The sequence below is a fragment of the Bacillus sp. JNUCC-21 genome (assembly GCF_041222765.1).
Lineage (GTDB): Bacteria > Bacillota > Bacilli > Bacillales > Bacillaceae > Bacillus > Bacillus velezensis.
In genome coordinates this window covers 573,297-590,000 of sequence record NZ_CP166019.1, presented here as the reverse complement: position 1 = coordinate 590,000, position 16,704 = coordinate 573,297, and the positions used below count along the sequence as shown (strand labels likewise).

The 16,704-nt window shown below is 46.8% G+C and carries 16 protein-coding genes, 2 tRNA genes, 1 rRNA gene and 1 riboswitch (1 of these 20 cut by a window edge); of the genes, 8 read left to right on the top strand and 11 right to left on the bottom strand.

All coding sequences use genetic code 11. The features are described from left to right. The 5 genes from JNUCC21_RS03115 to JNUCC21_RS03095 form a co-directional block, all read right to left on the bottom strand. Positions 1-1,346 (bottom strand): 16S ribosomal RNA (locus JNUCC21_RS03115) (it extends 204 nt beyond the left edge of the window). Between the two features lie 98 nt (positions 1,347-1,444). Next, positions 1,445-1,518: transfer RNA gene (locus JNUCC21_RS03110), tRNA-Gly, on the bottom strand. An 8-nt stretch (positions 1,519-1,526) separates the two neighbouring features. Beyond that, positions 1,527-1,603, bottom strand: a tRNA-Arg gene (locus JNUCC21_RS03105). Positions 1,604-1,905: 302 nt separating this feature from the next. Next, positions 1,906-3,324: a sugar porter family MFS transporter gene (locus tag JNUCC21_RS03100; RefSeq protein ID WP_094031552.1), complete on the bottom strand. Its 1,419-nt coding sequence runs from the start codon at positions 3,322-3,324 to the stop codon at positions 1,906-1,908. 428 nt (positions 3,325-3,752) lie between these two features. Continuing rightward, on the bottom strand, positions 3,753-4,754 hold the full coding sequence (locus JNUCC21_RS03095) for an acryloyl-CoA reductase (protein WP_015239286.1): 1,002 nt from the start codon (positions 4,752-4,754) through the stop codon (positions 3,753-3,755). 127 nt (positions 4,755-4,881) lie between these two features. Here JNUCC21_RS03095 and JNUCC21_RS03090 point away from each other — a divergent pair, with 127 nt between their 5' ends. From JNUCC21_RS03090 to JNUCC21_RS03065, 6 genes are all read left to right on the top strand, one after another. Beyond that, entirely contained in the window at positions 4,882-5,349 is a 468-nt protein-coding gene (locus JNUCC21_RS03090; RefSeq protein ID WP_032866738.1) for an SRPBCC domain-containing protein, read from the top strand. Between the two features lie 111 nt (positions 5,350-5,460). Continuing rightward, positions 5,461-6,315: a manganese catalase family protein gene (locus JNUCC21_RS03085; protein ID WP_124692560.1), complete on the top strand. Its 855-nt coding sequence runs from the start codon at positions 5,461-5,463 to the stop codon at positions 6,313-6,315. 238 nt (positions 6,316-6,553) lie between these two features. Further along, entirely contained in the window at positions 6,554-8,116 is a 1,563-nt protein-coding gene (locus JNUCC21_RS03080) for an APC family permease (RefSeq protein WP_007409293.1), read from the top strand. Between the two features lie 116 nt (positions 8,117-8,232). Next, positions 8,233-8,814, top strand: a complete 582-nt coding sequence (locus JNUCC21_RS03075) for a TetR family transcriptional regulator (RefSeq protein WP_007409294.1) — start codon at positions 8,233-8,235, stop codon at positions 8,812-8,814. 72 nt (positions 8,815-8,886) lie between these two features. Next, a complete protein-coding gene (locus tag JNUCC21_RS03070; protein WP_003156023.1) occupies positions 8,887-9,216 on the top strand; it encodes a multidrug efflux SMR transporter in 330 nt (109 codons plus the stop codon). Beyond that, positions 9,216-9,530, top strand: a complete 315-nt coding sequence (locus JNUCC21_RS03065; RefSeq protein WP_007409295.1) for a multidrug efflux SMR transporter — start codon at positions 9,216-9,218, stop codon at positions 9,528-9,530. The genes JNUCC21_RS03070 and JNUCC21_RS03065 overlap by 1 nt, the downstream gene beginning before the upstream one ends. A 59-nt stretch (positions 9,531-9,589) precedes the next feature. Here the strand turns inward: JNUCC21_RS03065 and JNUCC21_RS03060 are convergent, their stop codons facing one another. The 3 genes from JNUCC21_RS03060 to JNUCC21_RS03050 all read right to left on the bottom strand — a co-directional run bounded on the left by JNUCC21_RS03060 (position 9,590) and on the right by JNUCC21_RS03050 (position 12,318). Beyond that, the gene (locus JNUCC21_RS03060) at positions 9,590-10,804 is read right to left on the bottom strand and encodes an MFS transporter (RefSeq protein ID WP_012116961.1); all 1,215 of its coding nucleotides are present in this window, start codon (positions 10,802-10,804) and stop codon (positions 9,590-9,592) included. Next, the gene (locus JNUCC21_RS03055; RefSeq protein WP_031378597.1) at positions 10,794-11,480 is read right to left on the bottom strand and encodes a FadR/GntR family transcriptional regulator; all 687 of its coding nucleotides are present in this window, start codon (positions 11,478-11,480) and stop codon (positions 10,794-10,796) included. Before JNUCC21_RS03055 ends, JNUCC21_RS03060 begins: the two co-directional genes overlap by 11 nt. Before the next feature lie 121 nt (positions 11,481-11,601). Further along, positions 11,602-12,318 carry a GntR family transcriptional regulator gene (locus JNUCC21_RS03050; protein WP_007409298.1) on the bottom strand — a complete coding sequence of 239 codons (717 nt, stop codon included), beginning with the start codon at positions 12,316-12,318 and terminating at the stop codon, positions 11,602-11,604. A 177-nt stretch (positions 12,319-12,495) separates the two neighbouring features. Then, positions 12,496-12,595: riboswitch (purine riboswitch) on the top strand. Positions 12,596-12,649: 54 nt separating this feature from the next. Between JNUCC21_RS03050 and JNUCC21_RS03045 the strand changes: the two genes are divergently transcribed. Continuing rightward, the gene (locus JNUCC21_RS03045) at positions 12,650-13,810 is read left to right on the top strand and encodes an MFS transporter (protein ID WP_007409299.1); all 1,161 of its coding nucleotides are present in this window, start codon (positions 12,650-12,652) and stop codon (positions 13,808-13,810) included. 51 nt (positions 13,811-13,861) lie between these two features. Here JNUCC21_RS03045 and JNUCC21_RS03040 read toward each other — a convergent pair whose 3' ends face one another. After that, positions 13,862-14,428, bottom strand: coding sequence for a YdhK family protein (locus tag JNUCC21_RS03040; protein ID WP_007409300.1), 567 nt, complete (start codon positions 14,426-14,428; stop codon positions 13,862-13,864). 196 nt (positions 14,429-14,624) lie between these two features. Between JNUCC21_RS03040 and JNUCC21_RS03035 the strand changes: the two genes are divergently transcribed. Continuing rightward, the gene (locus JNUCC21_RS03035) at positions 14,625-14,798 is read left to right on the top strand and encodes a hypothetical protein (RefSeq protein ID WP_007409301.1); all 174 of its coding nucleotides are present in this window, start codon (positions 14,625-14,627) and stop codon (positions 14,796-14,798) included. Between the two features lie 52 nt (positions 14,799-14,850). Here the strand turns inward: JNUCC21_RS03035 and JNUCC21_RS03030 are convergent, their stop codons facing one another. Both JNUCC21_RS03030 and JNUCC21_RS03025 read right to left on the bottom strand, forming a co-directional pair. Next, positions 14,851-16,209 (bottom strand): serine hydrolase, encoded by a 1,359-nt coding sequence (locus JNUCC21_RS03030; protein ID WP_369878552.1) that lies wholly within the window; start codon positions 16,207-16,209, stop codon positions 14,851-14,853. A 136-nt stretch (positions 16,210-16,345) separates the two neighbouring features. Further along, the gene (locus tag JNUCC21_RS03025; protein WP_007409303.1) at positions 16,346-16,615 is read right to left on the bottom strand and encodes a hypothetical protein; all 270 of its coding nucleotides are present in this window, start codon (positions 16,613-16,615) and stop codon (positions 16,346-16,348) included. Positions 16,616-16,704 lie beyond the last annotated feature (89 nt).

The following is a 16,704-nucleotide window of genomic DNA, read 5'->3' as shown; positions in this document are numbered from 1 at the left end:
TCCAGCTTCACGCAGTCGAGTTGCAGACTGCGATCCGAACTGAGAACAGATTTGTGGGATTGGCTTAACCTCGCGGTTTCGCTGCCCTTTGTTCTGTCCATTGTAGCACGTGTGTAGCCCAGGTCATAAGGGGCATGATGATTTGACGTCATCCCCACCTTCCTCCGGTTTGTCACCGGCAGTCACCTTAGAGTGCCCAACTGAATGCTGGCAACTAAGATCAAGGGTTGCGCTCGTTGCGGGACTTAACCCAACATCTCACGACACGAGCTGACGACAACCATGCACCACCTGTCACTCTGCCCCCGAAGGGGACGTCCTATCTCTAGGATTGTCAGAGGATGTCAAGACCTGGTAAGGTTCTTCGCGTTGCTTCGAATTAAACCACATGCTCCACCGCTTGTGCGGGCCCCCGTCAATTCCTTTGAGTTTCAGTCTTGCGACCGTACTCCCCAGGCGGAGTGCTTAATGCGTTAGCTGCAGCACTAAGGGGCGGAAACCCCCTAACACTTAGCACTCATCGTTTACGGCGTGGACTACCAGGGTATCTAATCCTGTTCGCTCCCCACGCTTTCGCTCCTCAGCGTCAGTTACAGACCAGAGAGTCGCCTTCGCCACTGGTGTTCCTCCACATCTCTACGCATTTCACCGCTACACGTGGAATTCCACTCTCCTCTTCTGCACTCAAGTTCCCCAGTTTCCAATGACCCTCCCCGGTTGAGCCGGGGGCTTTCACATCAGACTTAAGAAACCGCCTGCGAGCCCTTTACGCCCAATAATTCCGGACAACGCTTGCCACCTACGTATTACCGCGGCTGCTGGCACGTAGTTAGCCGTGGCTTTCTGGTTAGGTACCGTCAAGGTGCCGCCCTATTTGAACGGCACTTGTTCTTCCCTAACAACAGAGCTTTACGATCCGAAAACCTTCATCACTCACGCGGCGTTGCTCCGTCAGACTTTCGTCCATTGCGGAAGATTCCCTACTGCTGCCTCCCGTAGGAGTCTGGGCCGTGTCTCAGTCCCAGTGTGGCCGATCACCCTCTCAGGTCGGCTACGCATCGTTGCCTTGGTGAGCCGTTACCTCACCAACTAGCTAATGCGCCGCGGGTCCATCTGTAAGTGGTAGCCGAAGCCACCTTTTATGTCTGAACCATGCGGTTCAGACAACCATCCGGTATTAGCCCCGGTTTCCCGGAGTTATCCCAGTCTTACAGGCAGGTTACCCACGTGTTACTCACCCGTCCGCCGCTAACATCAGGGAGCAAGCTCCCATCTGTCCGCTCGACTTGCATGTATTAGGCACGCCGCCAGCGTTCGTCCTGAGCCAGGATCAAACTCTCCGATAAAGTAGTTTGACTGACTACGCACATCGCTGTGCGATTTATTTAAAACTTTGAATTTACAGGTACGTTTTGTCTTGTTTAGTTTTCAAAGATCATTATAATGGAGCGGGTGATGAGAATCGAACTCACGACATCAGCTTGGAAGGCTGAGGTTTTACCACTAAACTACACCCGCGTTTGAATTGGCGCGCCCGAGAGGAGTCGAACCCCTAACCTTTTGATCCGTAGTCAAACGCTCTATCCAATTGAGCTACGGGCGCTTATCAGGCGACTTAACTATCATACTACCAATCAGTTATGATGTCAAGTGTTTTTTTATTTCTTTTCGAAGTCTTTTTCTCGACCTCGTTTATTATACACGCTTTTGAGAATTTGTAAAGTCTTTTTTTAAAAGATCATTTTCTCATTTGTCGTTATCGCTTTGTTCATCAGCGACGTTTAATAATATACCATGCACTTTAAATTAGGTCAACACTTTTACGAAACTTTTTTCTCACTTATTATTCCCTTCTATATAATAAATAAAAAAGCAGGATTCCCAGGAACCCCGCGTCTATTCAGATTACCCGCTCACCTTGGCTTCTGCGCTATTACGATCTGTTTTTTCATAAGCACGGAAGTTTTGTTCAAGCTGTTCGAGCGACAGACCTTTCGTTTCCGGAAGGAACCTTTTCACAAATATAACGGACGCTATCCCTAACAGGACAAAAATGAAGAAGGTTGCAGACAATCCGATGTTTGCGAGCAGGACCGGAAAAGTGAAACCCACAAGGAAGTTCACGATCCAGAGGCAGAAGACAGTGACCCCCATACCAAGTCCCCGCAATCGAAGCGGGAATATCTCCGACAGCATCAGCCAGGTCACCGGAGAGACAGCCCCCTGCTGAAACGCAAGGAAAGTGACTGTTAATGAAAGAACCACATAAGGAAGAGCAGGCGATCCTTTCAGCACGACAGACAGAACTCCGATCAAAAGCAGCACCGCAGTCGTTCCGATCAGCCCCGTCATCAGCATCGGGCGGCGGCCGACTTTGCCGAGAAGCCATATTCCTACAAAAGTCGCGAGCACCGAAATCACACCGTTAGCGATATTGCCGATTAATGCGGCTTTTGTCTCGAAACCGGCATCTTTTAAAATTTGAGTTCCATAATACATAATTGAATTCACGCCGGTGAACTGCTGCACTACCGCAATTCCGATCCCGATAAACACAATGCGGCGCACCCACGGAACGGCAAGATCCTTAAAGGCGGCCTGCTCCATCTCAGCTTCCTTATGAAAGGCAGATTCAATCTCAGCGAGCTCAGACTTCGCTTTCTCTTCATTCCTTATTCGCCGGAGAACGCGCAGAGCATCTTCTTTTCTTCCTTTAGAAACCAGCCAGCGCGGACTTTCAGGAACTTTCAGCATACCGAAAAACAAGAATACCGCCGGAAGGGCCGCGATAACGAGCATATAGCGCCAGGCGTGAGAGGTATCACCAAGCACATTGCCGATGATAGCATTACACGTGAAGGCAAGCAGCTGGCCTGTTACAATCATCAATTCATTTTGGGTAACCATTCTCCCTCGGCTTTCCGCCGGCGACATTTCAGCCAAATACGCCGGAACGGTTACGGATGCTCCCCCGACGGCAAGCCCCAGCAGAAAACGGGAGATGATCATAACCGACACGTTAGGCGCCAGTGTACATCCAAGCGTCGCTGCAAAGAACAAAACGGCAAGGATAAGGATATTTTTACGTCTGCCGTTATAGTCCGACAATCTCCCTCCGAAAACCGCGCCGATCGCAGCCCCCAAGAGCAGGGAGCTCGCCACCATCCCTTCAGTCAAAGCGGTAAGATTAAGCTGGTCAGCTTCCGCCATAAACGGCAGCGCCCCATTAATCACACCGGTATCGTAGCCGAAAAGAAGTCCCCCGAATGTCGATACTAAAATGATGGTTCTCAAAAATGAATGCTGGCTGCTATTTTTATCCATCTTCAAATCCTCCTAGTTTTTACACAGAGATAATATCAGAATATTCAGTTATAAATATCCGCACCTATAACGTCTGCATACAAGTTCTGACCGTCCAAAACAGTTATATAAGAAGAAAATAATTTGAAAGCGTTATCATTTATAGTGATTATCCACTCTCCCCTCTCGTTAAATTGTTATTTTATAGTTACTTTGTAGTGAAGTTATAATGATATTATTGGCATTTATGTTATTATCATAATTTTAAAAGCGCTTTCAGTCAATAAATATTTCAGAAAATTTTATAACTTACCTTTATATTACCTATATGTAATCAATTTATGTTTTTAATCAACTCATTTTCACTATATGATCAATAGTTAATCTCTTTTAGATAAAAAATTGATTATATAGTGAAAACCCCCAATCAGCAGTTGGGGGTTTTTGATTTATTCTTCGTTTATTGTAACGATCGTTCTTCCTCTCGCTTCTCCTTTTAAAAGAGCAGGAAGCGTATCCGGCAGCTCTTCAAGTGTAATTTCCTTTTGAATAAAGGCCTCCAGATCTGCAGGCTTGAAGTCATCAGCTAAACGCTGCCATGTTTTCTTTCTTGTCTCCATCGGACAGAATACGGAATCGATTCCCAAGAGACTGACGCCGCGCAATATAAACGGAAAGACTGTAGACGGGAGTTTCGTTCCCGCTGTCAGTCCGCTCACAGCAACTGATCCGCCGTACTGAATCTGGCTGAGAACTGAAGCAAGCGGCTCACCTCCGACCGGATCGACGGCCGCTGCCCATTTTTGTTTTTGCATTGGTTTTAACGTGCCGTTATACACTTCGTCACGGTGAATGACCGTCTTTGCTCCGAGGCTCTTCAAATAGCCGCTTTCGTCTTCTTTTCCCGTACTGGCCTCGACCTCATAACCTAAGGTTGAAAGAATGGAGACGGCAAAGCTTCCGACGCCGCCTGTCGCTCCTGTCACCAGCACCTTCCCTTTTTCAGGAGCGGCATGGTTTTCTTCAAGACGCTGGACGGACAATGCGGCAGTGAAGCCGGCGGTTCCGATCGTCATGGCTTCTTTAAGTGTCAGACCTTCAGGCAGTGGCACGATCCAATCTGCCGGAATGCGGGCCATCCCGCTATAACCGCCAAAGCGGGAAACACCTATGCCGTAGCTTGTCGCAATGACTTTATCCCCCTCTTTGAAACGGGCGTCATCTGAGGAAACGACAATTCCCGCTAAATCAATTCCCGGCACGAAAGGATACGACGTTACGATCTTGCCGTCAGGAATGGCAGCCAAGCTGTCTTTATAATTCACCCCTGAGTAGCAAACCTTAATCAGCACTTCACCCTCGGGAAGGTCCTGAACCGCCAGCTCCCGTACGCTGACTGAAAACCGGTCTTCACGTTGATCGACTACTAACGCTTTAAATTGATCTGTCATCACTACGTCTCCTTAAAATGAATTAAATGGCTTTGGAAAAGCATAAAATAAGTTTGATTTGTTTTCAAATGTCCTGCCTCGTGTAGTATGATCAAAAGTAAAAACAGCGAAAGAGTGGTTACGCATCATGTCTGATAAACAAAACAAAGATAACAAAAACAACAGCAGCAGCAATCAGCCATTACCGGACATTATTCATACCGCCGTTTTCAAGGCGCCGATACAAGTTGTCTGGGATACGGTCTCCACTGCGGACGGCCTGTCTCTCTGGTTTATGCCGAATGATTTCACACCTCAAGAAGACAGTGAGTTTCAGCTGGAATCTCCGTTCGGTCCGTCTCCGTGCAAGCTGCTGGATATTGAAGCGCCGTACCGCCTTTCTTTTTCATGGGATACGGAAGGCTGGATCGTTTCTTTTGTCTTAAAGGAAACGGAAAGCGGAGATACGGAATTCACTCTCATTCACGGCGGATGGAAAGAGCCGGAAGCCGTCATCAATAAAGTCAATCGGAAAAGCTCCGAGATTCACAGTACGATGGATCAAGGATGGAACGGGCTTGTCAACACGAAACTTCGCGGGGCGGTTGAGGCTTAACACAGAAGGACGGACACGCTTTCCGTCCTTTTTTTGATGCCGATACATAAAAACTGACTTTGCAAAGACACTAACAGAAGAACCGAAAACTTCTTTCTGGGGGCGCTGTTTATGTATTATTACAAAGAAGAGCTGATTAATATCATTAAACCGGACAAGCCGGACCCGGCCGCGGCCAAGGTGCTTCAGGAAATTTTAGGCGGGCACTACGGAGAAATGCGGACGATGATGCAATACTTTTTCCAAAGCTCTAATTTCAGAGGAAAAGAAAAACAGTTCCGTGACCTGCTTCGCGGTGTATTTTTAGAAGAGATCGCACACGTTGAGCTTGTCCAGCATACGATTAATGCGCTGCTCGACGAAAGCGGCGATGAGGGCCCCGGAAATCAGGCAGCAGATCAGGCGCCGCTTGACGAAGCAGTTAAACACGCCAATCCGCACCATTTTATCATCGGAGCGCAAAGTTCTCTTCCTGTAGACGCCGGCGGCAATCCATGGAACGGGTCTTGGGTATACAACCACGGGAATCTGATTTCCGATTTATTGGACAATGTCGTGCTGGAATCAACCGGCGTGCTGCAAAAGACGCGCATTTATGAAATGAGTTCAAATCAGACGTTCAGAGAAACACTCGGTTTTCTGATCGTCCGTGACAACGCCCATCAAAATGCATTTACAAAAGCGTTGGAAACACTGGGTGTCGAATGGGGCAAATTATTTCCCGTGCCGAATTATGATATTGAAAAATACCCGGAATGCCGGAAATTCGTTGAGATGGGTTATCATAATACCCAATTTAATTTCAGACTGGATCCGACACGGATCGGAGAAATTCTGCAGGGAACGACGCCGAGCCGAAACGGCGGCGAATTAAGTGTGTCCGAGCCTCCTAAAGGTTTCCCCGTGCCGGAACTTCCTGAGCTTCCGAATGAGCACAGCCCCGGACTGAAAGATATGAACTTGTAACAAAAAAACGCCTGTTTCGGGCGTTTTTTGTTTTTCTGAATATGAGGTTTGAATGTGTTTAAAACGGGGAATATAAGCCGGGAGATCTTGCCATACGGCCGTTATTATAATGTGAGCACATTGCTGTACATACTTCGTTTCGAAAGTTGTCCTAATTTTCCAGCCGGCCGGCTGGGTATGTTTGAATGATAATGGGAATTATGTAAAGAGAACAATGTCTTTTCTAAGGAGGCAGCGAATGTCTAAGCAAGGAAACTTCCAGAAAACTATGTCACTTTTTGATCTTATTTTAATCGGCATGGGAGCCATATTCGGTTCGGCATGGCTGTTTGCCGTCAGCAACGTCGCCTCTAAAGCGGGCCCATCAGGCGTTTTTTCCTGGCTGATCGGCGGGGGAATCATCTTATTGATCGGCTTGGTTTATGCGGAACTGGGCGCCGCGCTGCCGCGGACCGGGGGAATTATCCGGTATCCCGTATATTCACACGGACACCTGGTCGGATATTTAATTTCCTTTGTCACCATTGTGGCATACACGAGCCTTATTTCTATAGAAGTCACGGCAGTCCGCCAATACGTGGCGTATTGGTTTCCCGGTTTGACCGTAAAAGGCTCCGATTCTCCGACAATTGCCGGGTGGATATTGCAATTTGCGCTGCTCTGCCTGTTCTTCCTCCTCAATTACTGGAGTGTCAAAACCTTTGCGAAAGCAAACTTCATTATTTCGATTTTTAAATATGTCGTACCGATTACGGTAATTGTGGTACTGATTTTTCATTTTCACCCGGGCAATATGACCGTTCACGGATTCGCGCCTTTTGGCTTCACCGGAATTCAGGCCGCGATTTCCACAGGCGGCGTCATGTTTGCATACCTTGGGCTGCATCCGATTGTGGCTGTCGCGAGTGAAGTGCAGAATCCGAAGCGGAACATTCCGATCGCATTGATTGTCTGTATTATCGTGTCTACTATTATTTACACCGTGCTGCAGCTCACTTTTATCGGGGCGATCCCGGCGGATACCCTGAAGCACGGATGGCCGGCTATCGGGACTGAATTCTCCCTTCCGTTCAAAGATATCGCCGTTTTGCTCGGTTTGGGGTGGCTGGCGACATTGGTCATTTTAGATGCGATTTTATCACCGGGCGGTAACGGAAATATCTTTATGAATACGACTTCACGTCTCGTCTATGCCTGGGCCAGAAACGGAACATTATTCAGCATTTTTTCTAAAGTCAATAAAGAAACCGGGACACCGCGTGCCTCCCTTTGGCTTTCGTTCGGTCTGGCTGTTTTTTGGACGCTTCCGTTCCCTTCTTGGAACGCTCTTGTCAACGTATGCTCCGTCGCATTGATTCTGTCTTATGCGATTGCGCCGATTTCTTCTGCGGCGCTGAGAGTCAACGCGAAGAATATTAACAGACCGTTTTATTTAAAAGGGATGAGCATCATCGGGCCGCTGTCGTTTATTTTTACCTCTTATATTGTATATTGGTCCGGATGGCGCACCGTATCCTGGCTTCTCGGTTCTCAAATTGTCATGTTTCTGATCTATCTCTGTTTCAGTAAATATGCTCCCAAAGATGATGTCAGCATACGGCAGCAGCTGAAATCAGCATGGTGGATCGTCGGCTTTTATGTCATGATGCTGATTTTCTCCTATCTCGGCTCGTTCGGCCACGGATTGGGCATTATCAGCAATCCGCTTGACCTGATTCTGATCGCCATCGGTTCGCTCGGTATTTATTACTGGGCAAAATATACGGGACTGCCGAAGGCTATGATCGACAGTGATAAATGACGAATGCCGGAAAGAAGTATGGTCTTCTTTCCGGTATTTTTATTTTAAGGGATGACAAAAAAGAGAACATGCGATAAAATGAATGACAGTCATTCATAAAAGGAGGAACCCCTCTATTGGCAAAACAAAGCTCGGGAAAATACGAAAAGATCCTGCAAGCCGCGATTGAAGTCATTTCTGAAAAAGGATTAGACAAAGCATCCATTTCAGAAATCGTCAAAAAAGCCGGAACGGCCCAAGGTACGTTTTATTTATATTTTTCTTCTAAAAACGCACTGATATCCGCGATTGCAGAAAACCTGCTCGACACTACGCTGGACAGAATAAAAGGGAAAACGGACGGTTCTGAAGATTTTTGGACGTTGCTGGACATTTTGGTAGATGAGACATTTCACATCACCCGGCTTCATAAAGATATTATCGTTCTCTGTTATTCCGGTCTTGCCATCGATCATTCAATGGAGAAATGGGAAGCCATTTATCAGCCTTATTATTCCTGGCTGGAAGGCGTGATCAATACGGCCATTGAACAGGGTGAGGTCCACAGCGGCATTCATGTCAGATGGACGGCCAGAACGATTATCAACGTTGTCGAGAACGCGGCTGAACGGTTTTATATCGGCTGTGAACAGGATGTCGATCTCGAAGTATATAAAAAAGAAATATTCAGCTTTCTCAAAAGAAGCTTGCAGAAATGATTGGCAGAGACCGATCATTTTTGACCGCCGTAAAAATGACTGACATTCATTCATAACTGAGGTGACTGTATCATGTATTGGCTGCTTGTATTGATAGCCGGACTGTTAGAAGTAGTTTGGGCGTCCGCCCTGAAGCATGCGGATTCGCTCTTTGATTGGATTGGTATTTTCCTTCTGATTGCCGTCAGCTTTCTGATGCTGATCCGCTCTTATAAAAAAATTCCGATGGCTGCCGCATATACCGTTTTTGTCGGAATAGGCACCGTCGGCACATATGTAACGGGCGTCATTTTAGGCGAATCGTTTTCAATCGGGCAAATATTCTTTTTGGCTTTGCTGTTGTCCGGCATTTTAGGAATGAAGGTATTTACGAAAGAAACTGAAACAAGGGGTGAACATTAATGGCATGGCTGCTGTTATTTATTGCCGGAGCGGAGGAAGTTGTAGCAGCCGTTGCCATGAAACATATTGACGGTTTTAAAAAAAAGTGGCCGCTGATTGTCATGGTAACAGGCTTTATGCTTTCATTCTTTTGTCTTTCCGGAGCGATGCAGGTTCTTCCCACAGGTGTCGCGTATGCGGCTTGGACCGGCATGGGAAGCATCGGCGTTTCGGCCGTGGGCATACTTTGGTTTAAAGAAAAATTCAATCTGTCACAATTGGTGTCTCTAGGGCTTATCCTCATTGGTGTCATCGGCTTAAAACTGACAACGTGACGGCCTGAGACAGCTTTTTAAATAAAAAACAAAGGACCCTAAGCGGGCCCTTTGTTTTTTTATGCTGTTTTGATCTGTTCCGCTTTTCCCGCTCCGACTCCAAAAATGAAAATCAGAACGGAGACTGCGATCAGCATGAATAACGGAACCGTCCAGCCGTGCGTGATGTCATGCAGCAAACCGAATACGAGCGGCCCGAACGCGGCAAGCAGGTATCCGAATGACTGGGCCATGCCGGAAAGCGCCGCGGCTTCATGAACATGCCGGGTCCGCAGGCTGAAGAACATCATCGCCAAGCTGAATGCACAGCCTCCCGCAATTCCGATTAAAATGACCCATAGCGGAGTGAGAGCCGGGCTTCCGAAAAGAACGCCGGCAATGCCGATAAGGAAAAATAAAGCTGTCAGTCCGGCGAGTGCGCGCTGATTTTTCATTTTAGCGGCAGCGATCGGCACGATAAAAGTAATCGGCAGGACTGAGAATTGCATTAATGAAAGCATCCATCCCGCCTTACTTGAGCTGAGTCCATTCTGCTGAAGAATTTCCGGCAGCCAAGCGATGACGGTGTAAAAAATAAGGGATTGCAGCCCCATGAACATCGTCACCTTCCAAGCAAGCGGAGACCGCAGCAGACTGCTTTTCTTCTCTCCGTTTGTCCCAGTCGTGCGGACGGGCAGTTCGCGTCCTCGCATTTGCGGAATCCACATGACAAACGCAATGAAAGAAAGGATAGCCCAGCAGCCGAGCGCGCCTTTCCAGCCTAACCCCGCTGAAGAGGCGATCGGCACGCTGATGCCGGATGCAATCGCGCCGCACAGATTCATAGAAACCGAGTAGACGCCGGTCATGATGCCTAAATTTCCAGGAAACTTATGTTTAATGAGACTCGGCAGCAGGACGTTGCATACGGCGATCGACAATCCCAACAGGATCGTTCCGAAAAAGAGAGTGCCGATTCCGGCGATGGAGCGCAGCAGAGTTCCGGCTGTCAGGACAATTAATGATGACAGTAACACAATCTCGGTCCCGAAGCGCCGCGACAATAAAGGAACAAACGGCGACAGACATGCAAAGGCCAAAAGCGGCACTGTCGTAATGGTGCCGGCAGCCGCATTGGTCATGCCGAGGCTGTCCCGAATTGAGGAAACGAGCGGCCCGACCGATGTCAGAGGCGCTCTGAGGTTGGCCCCTATCAATATGACTCCGATGACCAGCAATATCAGTTTTTTACGCTGACTTGCTTGCAGAATTTGATGTTCGTCTTTAATTTTCATGTTCATCCTCCATGTGTATTGTATCTTTAAATACTGTGATGTATTGGTTGACGGCCTCCATGGCCTGATCCGGCTTCTGTCCGATAATCGCGGCGGCAAGCTGGGTGTGGATCCGTATAGCAGGGGTGATTTCCAACAGGTTATGGACTGACGCACAAAGCGCCTCCGTCATATGCTCGTAAAGATCAGAAAGCATGTTGTTATGGGCCGCCTGTACAATGGTTTTGTGCAGTTTAATGTCAGCCTCGGCATATCGTTTTCGATCTTCATTTTGCAAGGCCGCTTCACATTCATCCAAGCACACCTTCAGTGCTTTCAGGTCTTCGTCATTACGCCTTTCCGCCGCCAATCGCGCAGCTTCTCTTTCGAGTGCGTATCTGACTTCTAATGTTTCAAGCAAATTTGATTTTTTAATATGGCGGTAAAATGCCGCGCCGAGAACACTGGATGAGCTGACATACGTACCGCTCCCCTGCCTTGTCTGAAGCAGGCCGGCATGTACGAGCGCCCGAATGGCCTCACGCAATGTGTTTCGGCTCACATCAAATTGCTTCATTAAATCCAGCTCAGGGGGAATGCGCGTCCCGACCGGCCATTTATCCGATTGAATTAACGATTCAATTTGCGTCACCACTTGTTCTACGAGCGACAGTCTGCTTGTTTTGGATATCTCCATCAAAACACCTCTGAAATTTGTAGGATGATTCTATCATTGGGTAATATAACATAAAAGAAGCGAAGATGTAAATCAGCGGCAACAAAAAAAGAGTGAGTTTTTCTCTCACTCTTCGGCGCTTTTATGAACGTTTTATATTGACTGAGGTCACGACAAACTTGTCATGACGGTGGCGGGAAAATGAATATTCAAAGGGAGTGCCGTTGTCCAAAAAGCCTACATGCTCGACTTCAAGTATCGGATCATCCGGCCGGCAGCCGAGATATTGCTGATCCATATCATCCGACTTGCACGCTCTGATTTTTCTGTGTGAGCCTGCGATTTTGAGCTGGAGTTCCCGCGTAATATGATCGTAGATGGAATGGTTGAGCACCTCGTCATTAATGCCGGGTATAAGGCTCGCCGGCATGTACGTTTTTTCAAGAACGTACGGTTCGCCTTCAACAATTCTGAGCCTCACTACATAATAGACGGGAGTCTTTTCATCAATGGCCAAATGTGCGGCGACATCTTGGGACGGAAACTGCACTTCAAACCGGATGACCTTGCTCTTGATATTTTTTCCTTTTAACAAATTGCTCAGGCCGAGAATTTCGTTGCTGACTACGTGAACGTGCTCATCCTGCATGGCTGATTGAATGATAAACGTGCCGTGCCCTCTTTTTCTGAAAAGCATTCCTTCAGCCGCAAGTGTATCAAGCGCCCGCTTCATCGTCATCCGGCTGCACCCGAACTCCGCAGCGAGCGTCTTTTCATCCGGGATCGGCTGATCTATGTCATATACACTGCTTTTAATCCTCTTTCTCATTTCGTTGGCGATTTTTTCGTACTTATTCATCGGTTTCCTCCGGCTGTATAATGTTTGATCTGTATAGACTCCTTACGGTTATCATAAATTTTTTTCCCTGCTTCATCAATGACGTTACAGCCGCCGATATTGAAATTGAAAGGATTTCCTCGAATTTTCTATGGAATCTCCCTCACTATTATGGTAGAATTTTTTGCAGTAACGGACACAACCGAATATTGCATACATTGTATAACCTCAATGATATGGTTTGAGGGTGTCTACCAGGAACCGTAAAATCCTGATTACAAAAATTGTCCCGTACACTTTTTGTAATCAGGATTTTTTATTTTCTAAAAAATAAAAAAAGGAGTATCTGTACATGAATTTCAAAGTATTTCTGCTTGCAGCATCTACCATCGCAGTCGGATTGGTTGAATTAATTGTGGGCGGTATTCTTCCGCAAATCGCTTCCGACTTAGATATATCCATCGTCAGCGCGGGGCAGCTGATCAGCGTGTTTGCGCTCGGTTACGCGGTATCCGGCCCGCTGCTTTTGGCGGTGACGGCAAAGGCTGAACGAAAGCGGCTTTATTTAATCGCACTGTTTATTTTCTTCCTAAGTAATCTGGTGGCTTATTTCAGTCCCAATTTCGCCGTACTTATGGTGTCACGGGTTCTCGCTTCCATGAGCACAGGGCTGATTGTCGTCCTTTCTTTAACGATTGCTCCTAAAATCGTGGCGCCTGAATACAGAGCGCGGGCGATCGGCATCATTTTCATGGGGTTCAGCTCCGCAATCGCTTTAGGCGTGCCTGTCGGCATTATCATCAGCAATGCCTTCGGATGGCGCGTTCTGTTCTTGGGAATCGGCGTATTATCTCTCGTTTCCATGCTGATTATCAGCGTCTTTTTTGAAAAAATACCTGCTGAAAAAATGATTCCGTTTCGTGAGCAGATCAAGACGATCGGGACCGCCAAAATTGCCAGCGCACATCTTGTCACCTTGTTTACATTGGCGGGGCATTACACACTCTATGCCTACTTTGCGCCTTTTTTGGAAAGAACGCTTCATTTGAGTTCCGTTTGGGTCAGTGTATGCTACTTTTTGTTCGGTCTGTCAGCGGTATGCGGCGGCCCGTTCGGAGGCTGGCTGTATGACCGTTTAGGAGCATTTAAAAGCATCATGCTTGTGACCGTTTCTTTCGCTCTGATCCTGTTTATTCTTCCGCTGACAACGGTTTCTTTAATCATTTTCCTGCCTGCGATGGTGATCTGGGGATTGCTCAGCTGGAGCCTTGCGCCGGCGCAGCAAAGCTATTTAATCAAAATTGCGCCTGAGTCTTCCGATATTCAGCAAAGCTTCAACACGTCCGCTTTGCAGATCGGCATCGCGCTCGGGTCAGCCATCGGCGGCGGCGTGATCGGACAAACCGGTTCTGTCACAGCAACAGCCTGGTGCGGCGGTTTGATTGTCATTATCGCTGTCGCGTTAGCTGTATTCTCTTTAACGAGACCTGCCTTGAAAAGAAAATCCGCATAAATGTGAGACCGCAAAAAAGCCAAAGGAGTTCCTTCGGCTTTTGCGGTCTTTTTATTTTGCGGCAGCAAGCTCGTCTTCTGTCACCCATTTATGATTGGTTACTTTTTGGCCGCCGTCAGTCGGTGTATAGTCGACCATATAAACGGTTGTCTTTTTGGCTGAATCAATAACGGCTTCGGCGCCCTTCATGCCTTTCATATGGGATGCCTCGATCACGGCCTTGTCACCCGGTTTTAACGTTTTATCACCGGCGCCCTTCAGCTCTTCCTGAATGACCCATTTATGATCTTCGACGCGCTTTCCTCCCGTTTCCGGAGTGTACGACACACTGTAAACCGTTGTATCATAAGCACCTTTTACGGTTCCTTGCGCATTTTTCATGCCTTTCATATGAGAAGCTAAAATCATGACGTCACTGCCGACCTTATAAGTCGGATTTTCTGCCTTCTTTAAACCTTTCGGCACCTCGGATGAACCCGAGTGATTCATGTCTTCGTGAGAGTGCGTTTCTTTGTCTTTCGCTTTTTCGCTTCCTCCTGAAGATTGGCTGTTGCATCCGGCAAGCGCCAGAACGGGGATCAGGAGAAACATGCTGAATAAAAATAGTCTCGCTTTCATTTCAAGAACTCCTTTGCCTTTTTGATTTTTCACTTTCCCTTTCGTTTCTTCAGTAAAACAAAAAGATGGCCTGTCATTTCTCCTAATTCTTCAAATCTCTCTTTATTGCCTTTCATCAGGTGAAATTGTTCACAAAATGTACACATTAATGGAGATGCAGTATAATTCATTTATCAGATAATAGGGGGAACTCATCATGAAAACGAAGGTTTTTGCGGTGGTATTGGGCGCTGTTTTAATGATTGCGGGGTTGGTTTTGGCAGAGGTTTCGCTTTATATGGAATACATCACAATGCTCGGAGCTATGATTTTTTCTTCTATATTTATGTCAGAGCCGAAAAGAAAATTTCGCGTCATCAAAGGGGTCTGACTTTTCTATTACCGCCGTCTTCTCAGGACGGCGGTTTTGTTTTGCATGTCACTCAGTCTATCCGCACAGCCGTTTCTTCTGTGCCGTCCTGATATAAAACGAAATGCGGGGCTGTTTGTGCTTTATCACCTGCAAATTCAATTTCAAGCGGCAGCGCCCTGACAAAATAACGGGTTTCCGTCATTGGGAATAATTCGAATGGAGTCTGCCCGTCTATTGTAAGATACAATCGGTTTTCTTTTACCGCCACCGATGCATGTGTGTCATCCTGAAATGAGTAATTGCCGGTAAATCTGCTGTAAATCGCAGGATCGATATCTGCTTTTTTCTGATCTGCCGGACGTTTCGGAATCACGTATGGCTGATCAAATAAGATGTTTACAGCCGCGGCAATTACAGCTTGTTCAAATTGATACGATTGTTCCATATTGCTGAGATAAATCAATGTTTTATTCTGGTCAATATACCGGATCATCAGAGTTGAATAGCCCGGCCAGCCTCCGTCGTGACTGATAACCTTCCCTTTTTGGGGGCTGTTTTGAATCATCCAGCCAAATCCGTATCCGAATTGCTCTTCTTCATTCCAATAGCCCGGTGTAAACGCTTGATCTTTAGACTCTTTGCCGATGATTTCTTCCGTATAAAGAGCCTGATCAAACAGATATAAATCTCTAATAGCGGAGTTAACGGTTCCGTCACCTTGAATTCCGTCAAGAAAGACGACATAATCAGTTTCCTCAAGTTCATCCGGCAGCACATATTCTCTGGAATGAACATCATACACATAGCCATATGCATAGTTCGGAATGTTTTCTTTACTCAGCCTTCTGTTATAAATCCGCGTATCGTGCATACGAAGCGGATGAAATACGGCTTGTTTCATAAATTCAGCAAAACTCATGCCTGATACAATTTCTATAATAACCGCTAACACCGCATACCCCGTATTACTGTAAAGCCACTCCTTGCCCGGCGGGAAATAAGCATCCGGCTTATGCTGCTTGAGCATATTGATCACATCTTGATTAACGGCAATTCTGTCCCGGTCCCAATGTGTTAAGAACAACTCCATATAGTCCGGCAATCCTGACGTATGATGGAGTAAATGCCGAATGGTAATGCCCGGATAAGGAAAATCAGGAAGCCACCGCTCTATCATATCGTCATAACGCAGCTTCCCTTGCTGCTCTAAAATGATAACGCCCAAAGCTGTAAACGGCTTAGATACTGAGGCCAATTCAAAGACCGATTGGTCATTCAGCATCCTCTTTGTTTTCAGTTCTGCAGCGCCGAATGAACCCTGGTATAAGATGCGGCCGTTTTCCGCTGCCAATACAGCGCCGTTTATTTCATGTCTTTCGTCTAAAGTGCTGAAAAGCTGTTCAAACGCTTGTTTTTTCTTTTCGTTCATTTCACGAACCTCCATATACAAGCTGATTTACCCTTTTATACGAACGGCCGCTTTAGAAGTTTCAATATTTTCCCTTTCCGGAACATCAGTCAGTATACTGCCGTTCAGGCAGCCGCGGAGGTTTGATGAATGTCTTTTATTCACACAATACTGTGCAGGCTTCGAATTCAACATGCTTCTCGTCTTTATTTGCACCGGCAATTTCCATAGTCGAAAACATCGCGCAGACGACGGCTTTGTATTCGTTCATGACGGTTTGAATTTCAATCAGGAACCGTTCGGATGAAGCCGCGTATTCCGTTACGTACTCTTTCATTTTGCCGATAATATCATCTGCCTGACGGCTGAAGCCGGCCGCCTCCAAGTCACTCTCAAACTGGTTTTTGTTGATCATATGAATATGCATTTTTTAAAGGCTCCTTTCAGCAGCATTTTGTGGTTATATCTACTGTAAAGGACAGACTTGGATAAACTTTTAATAAAATATGAACAAAA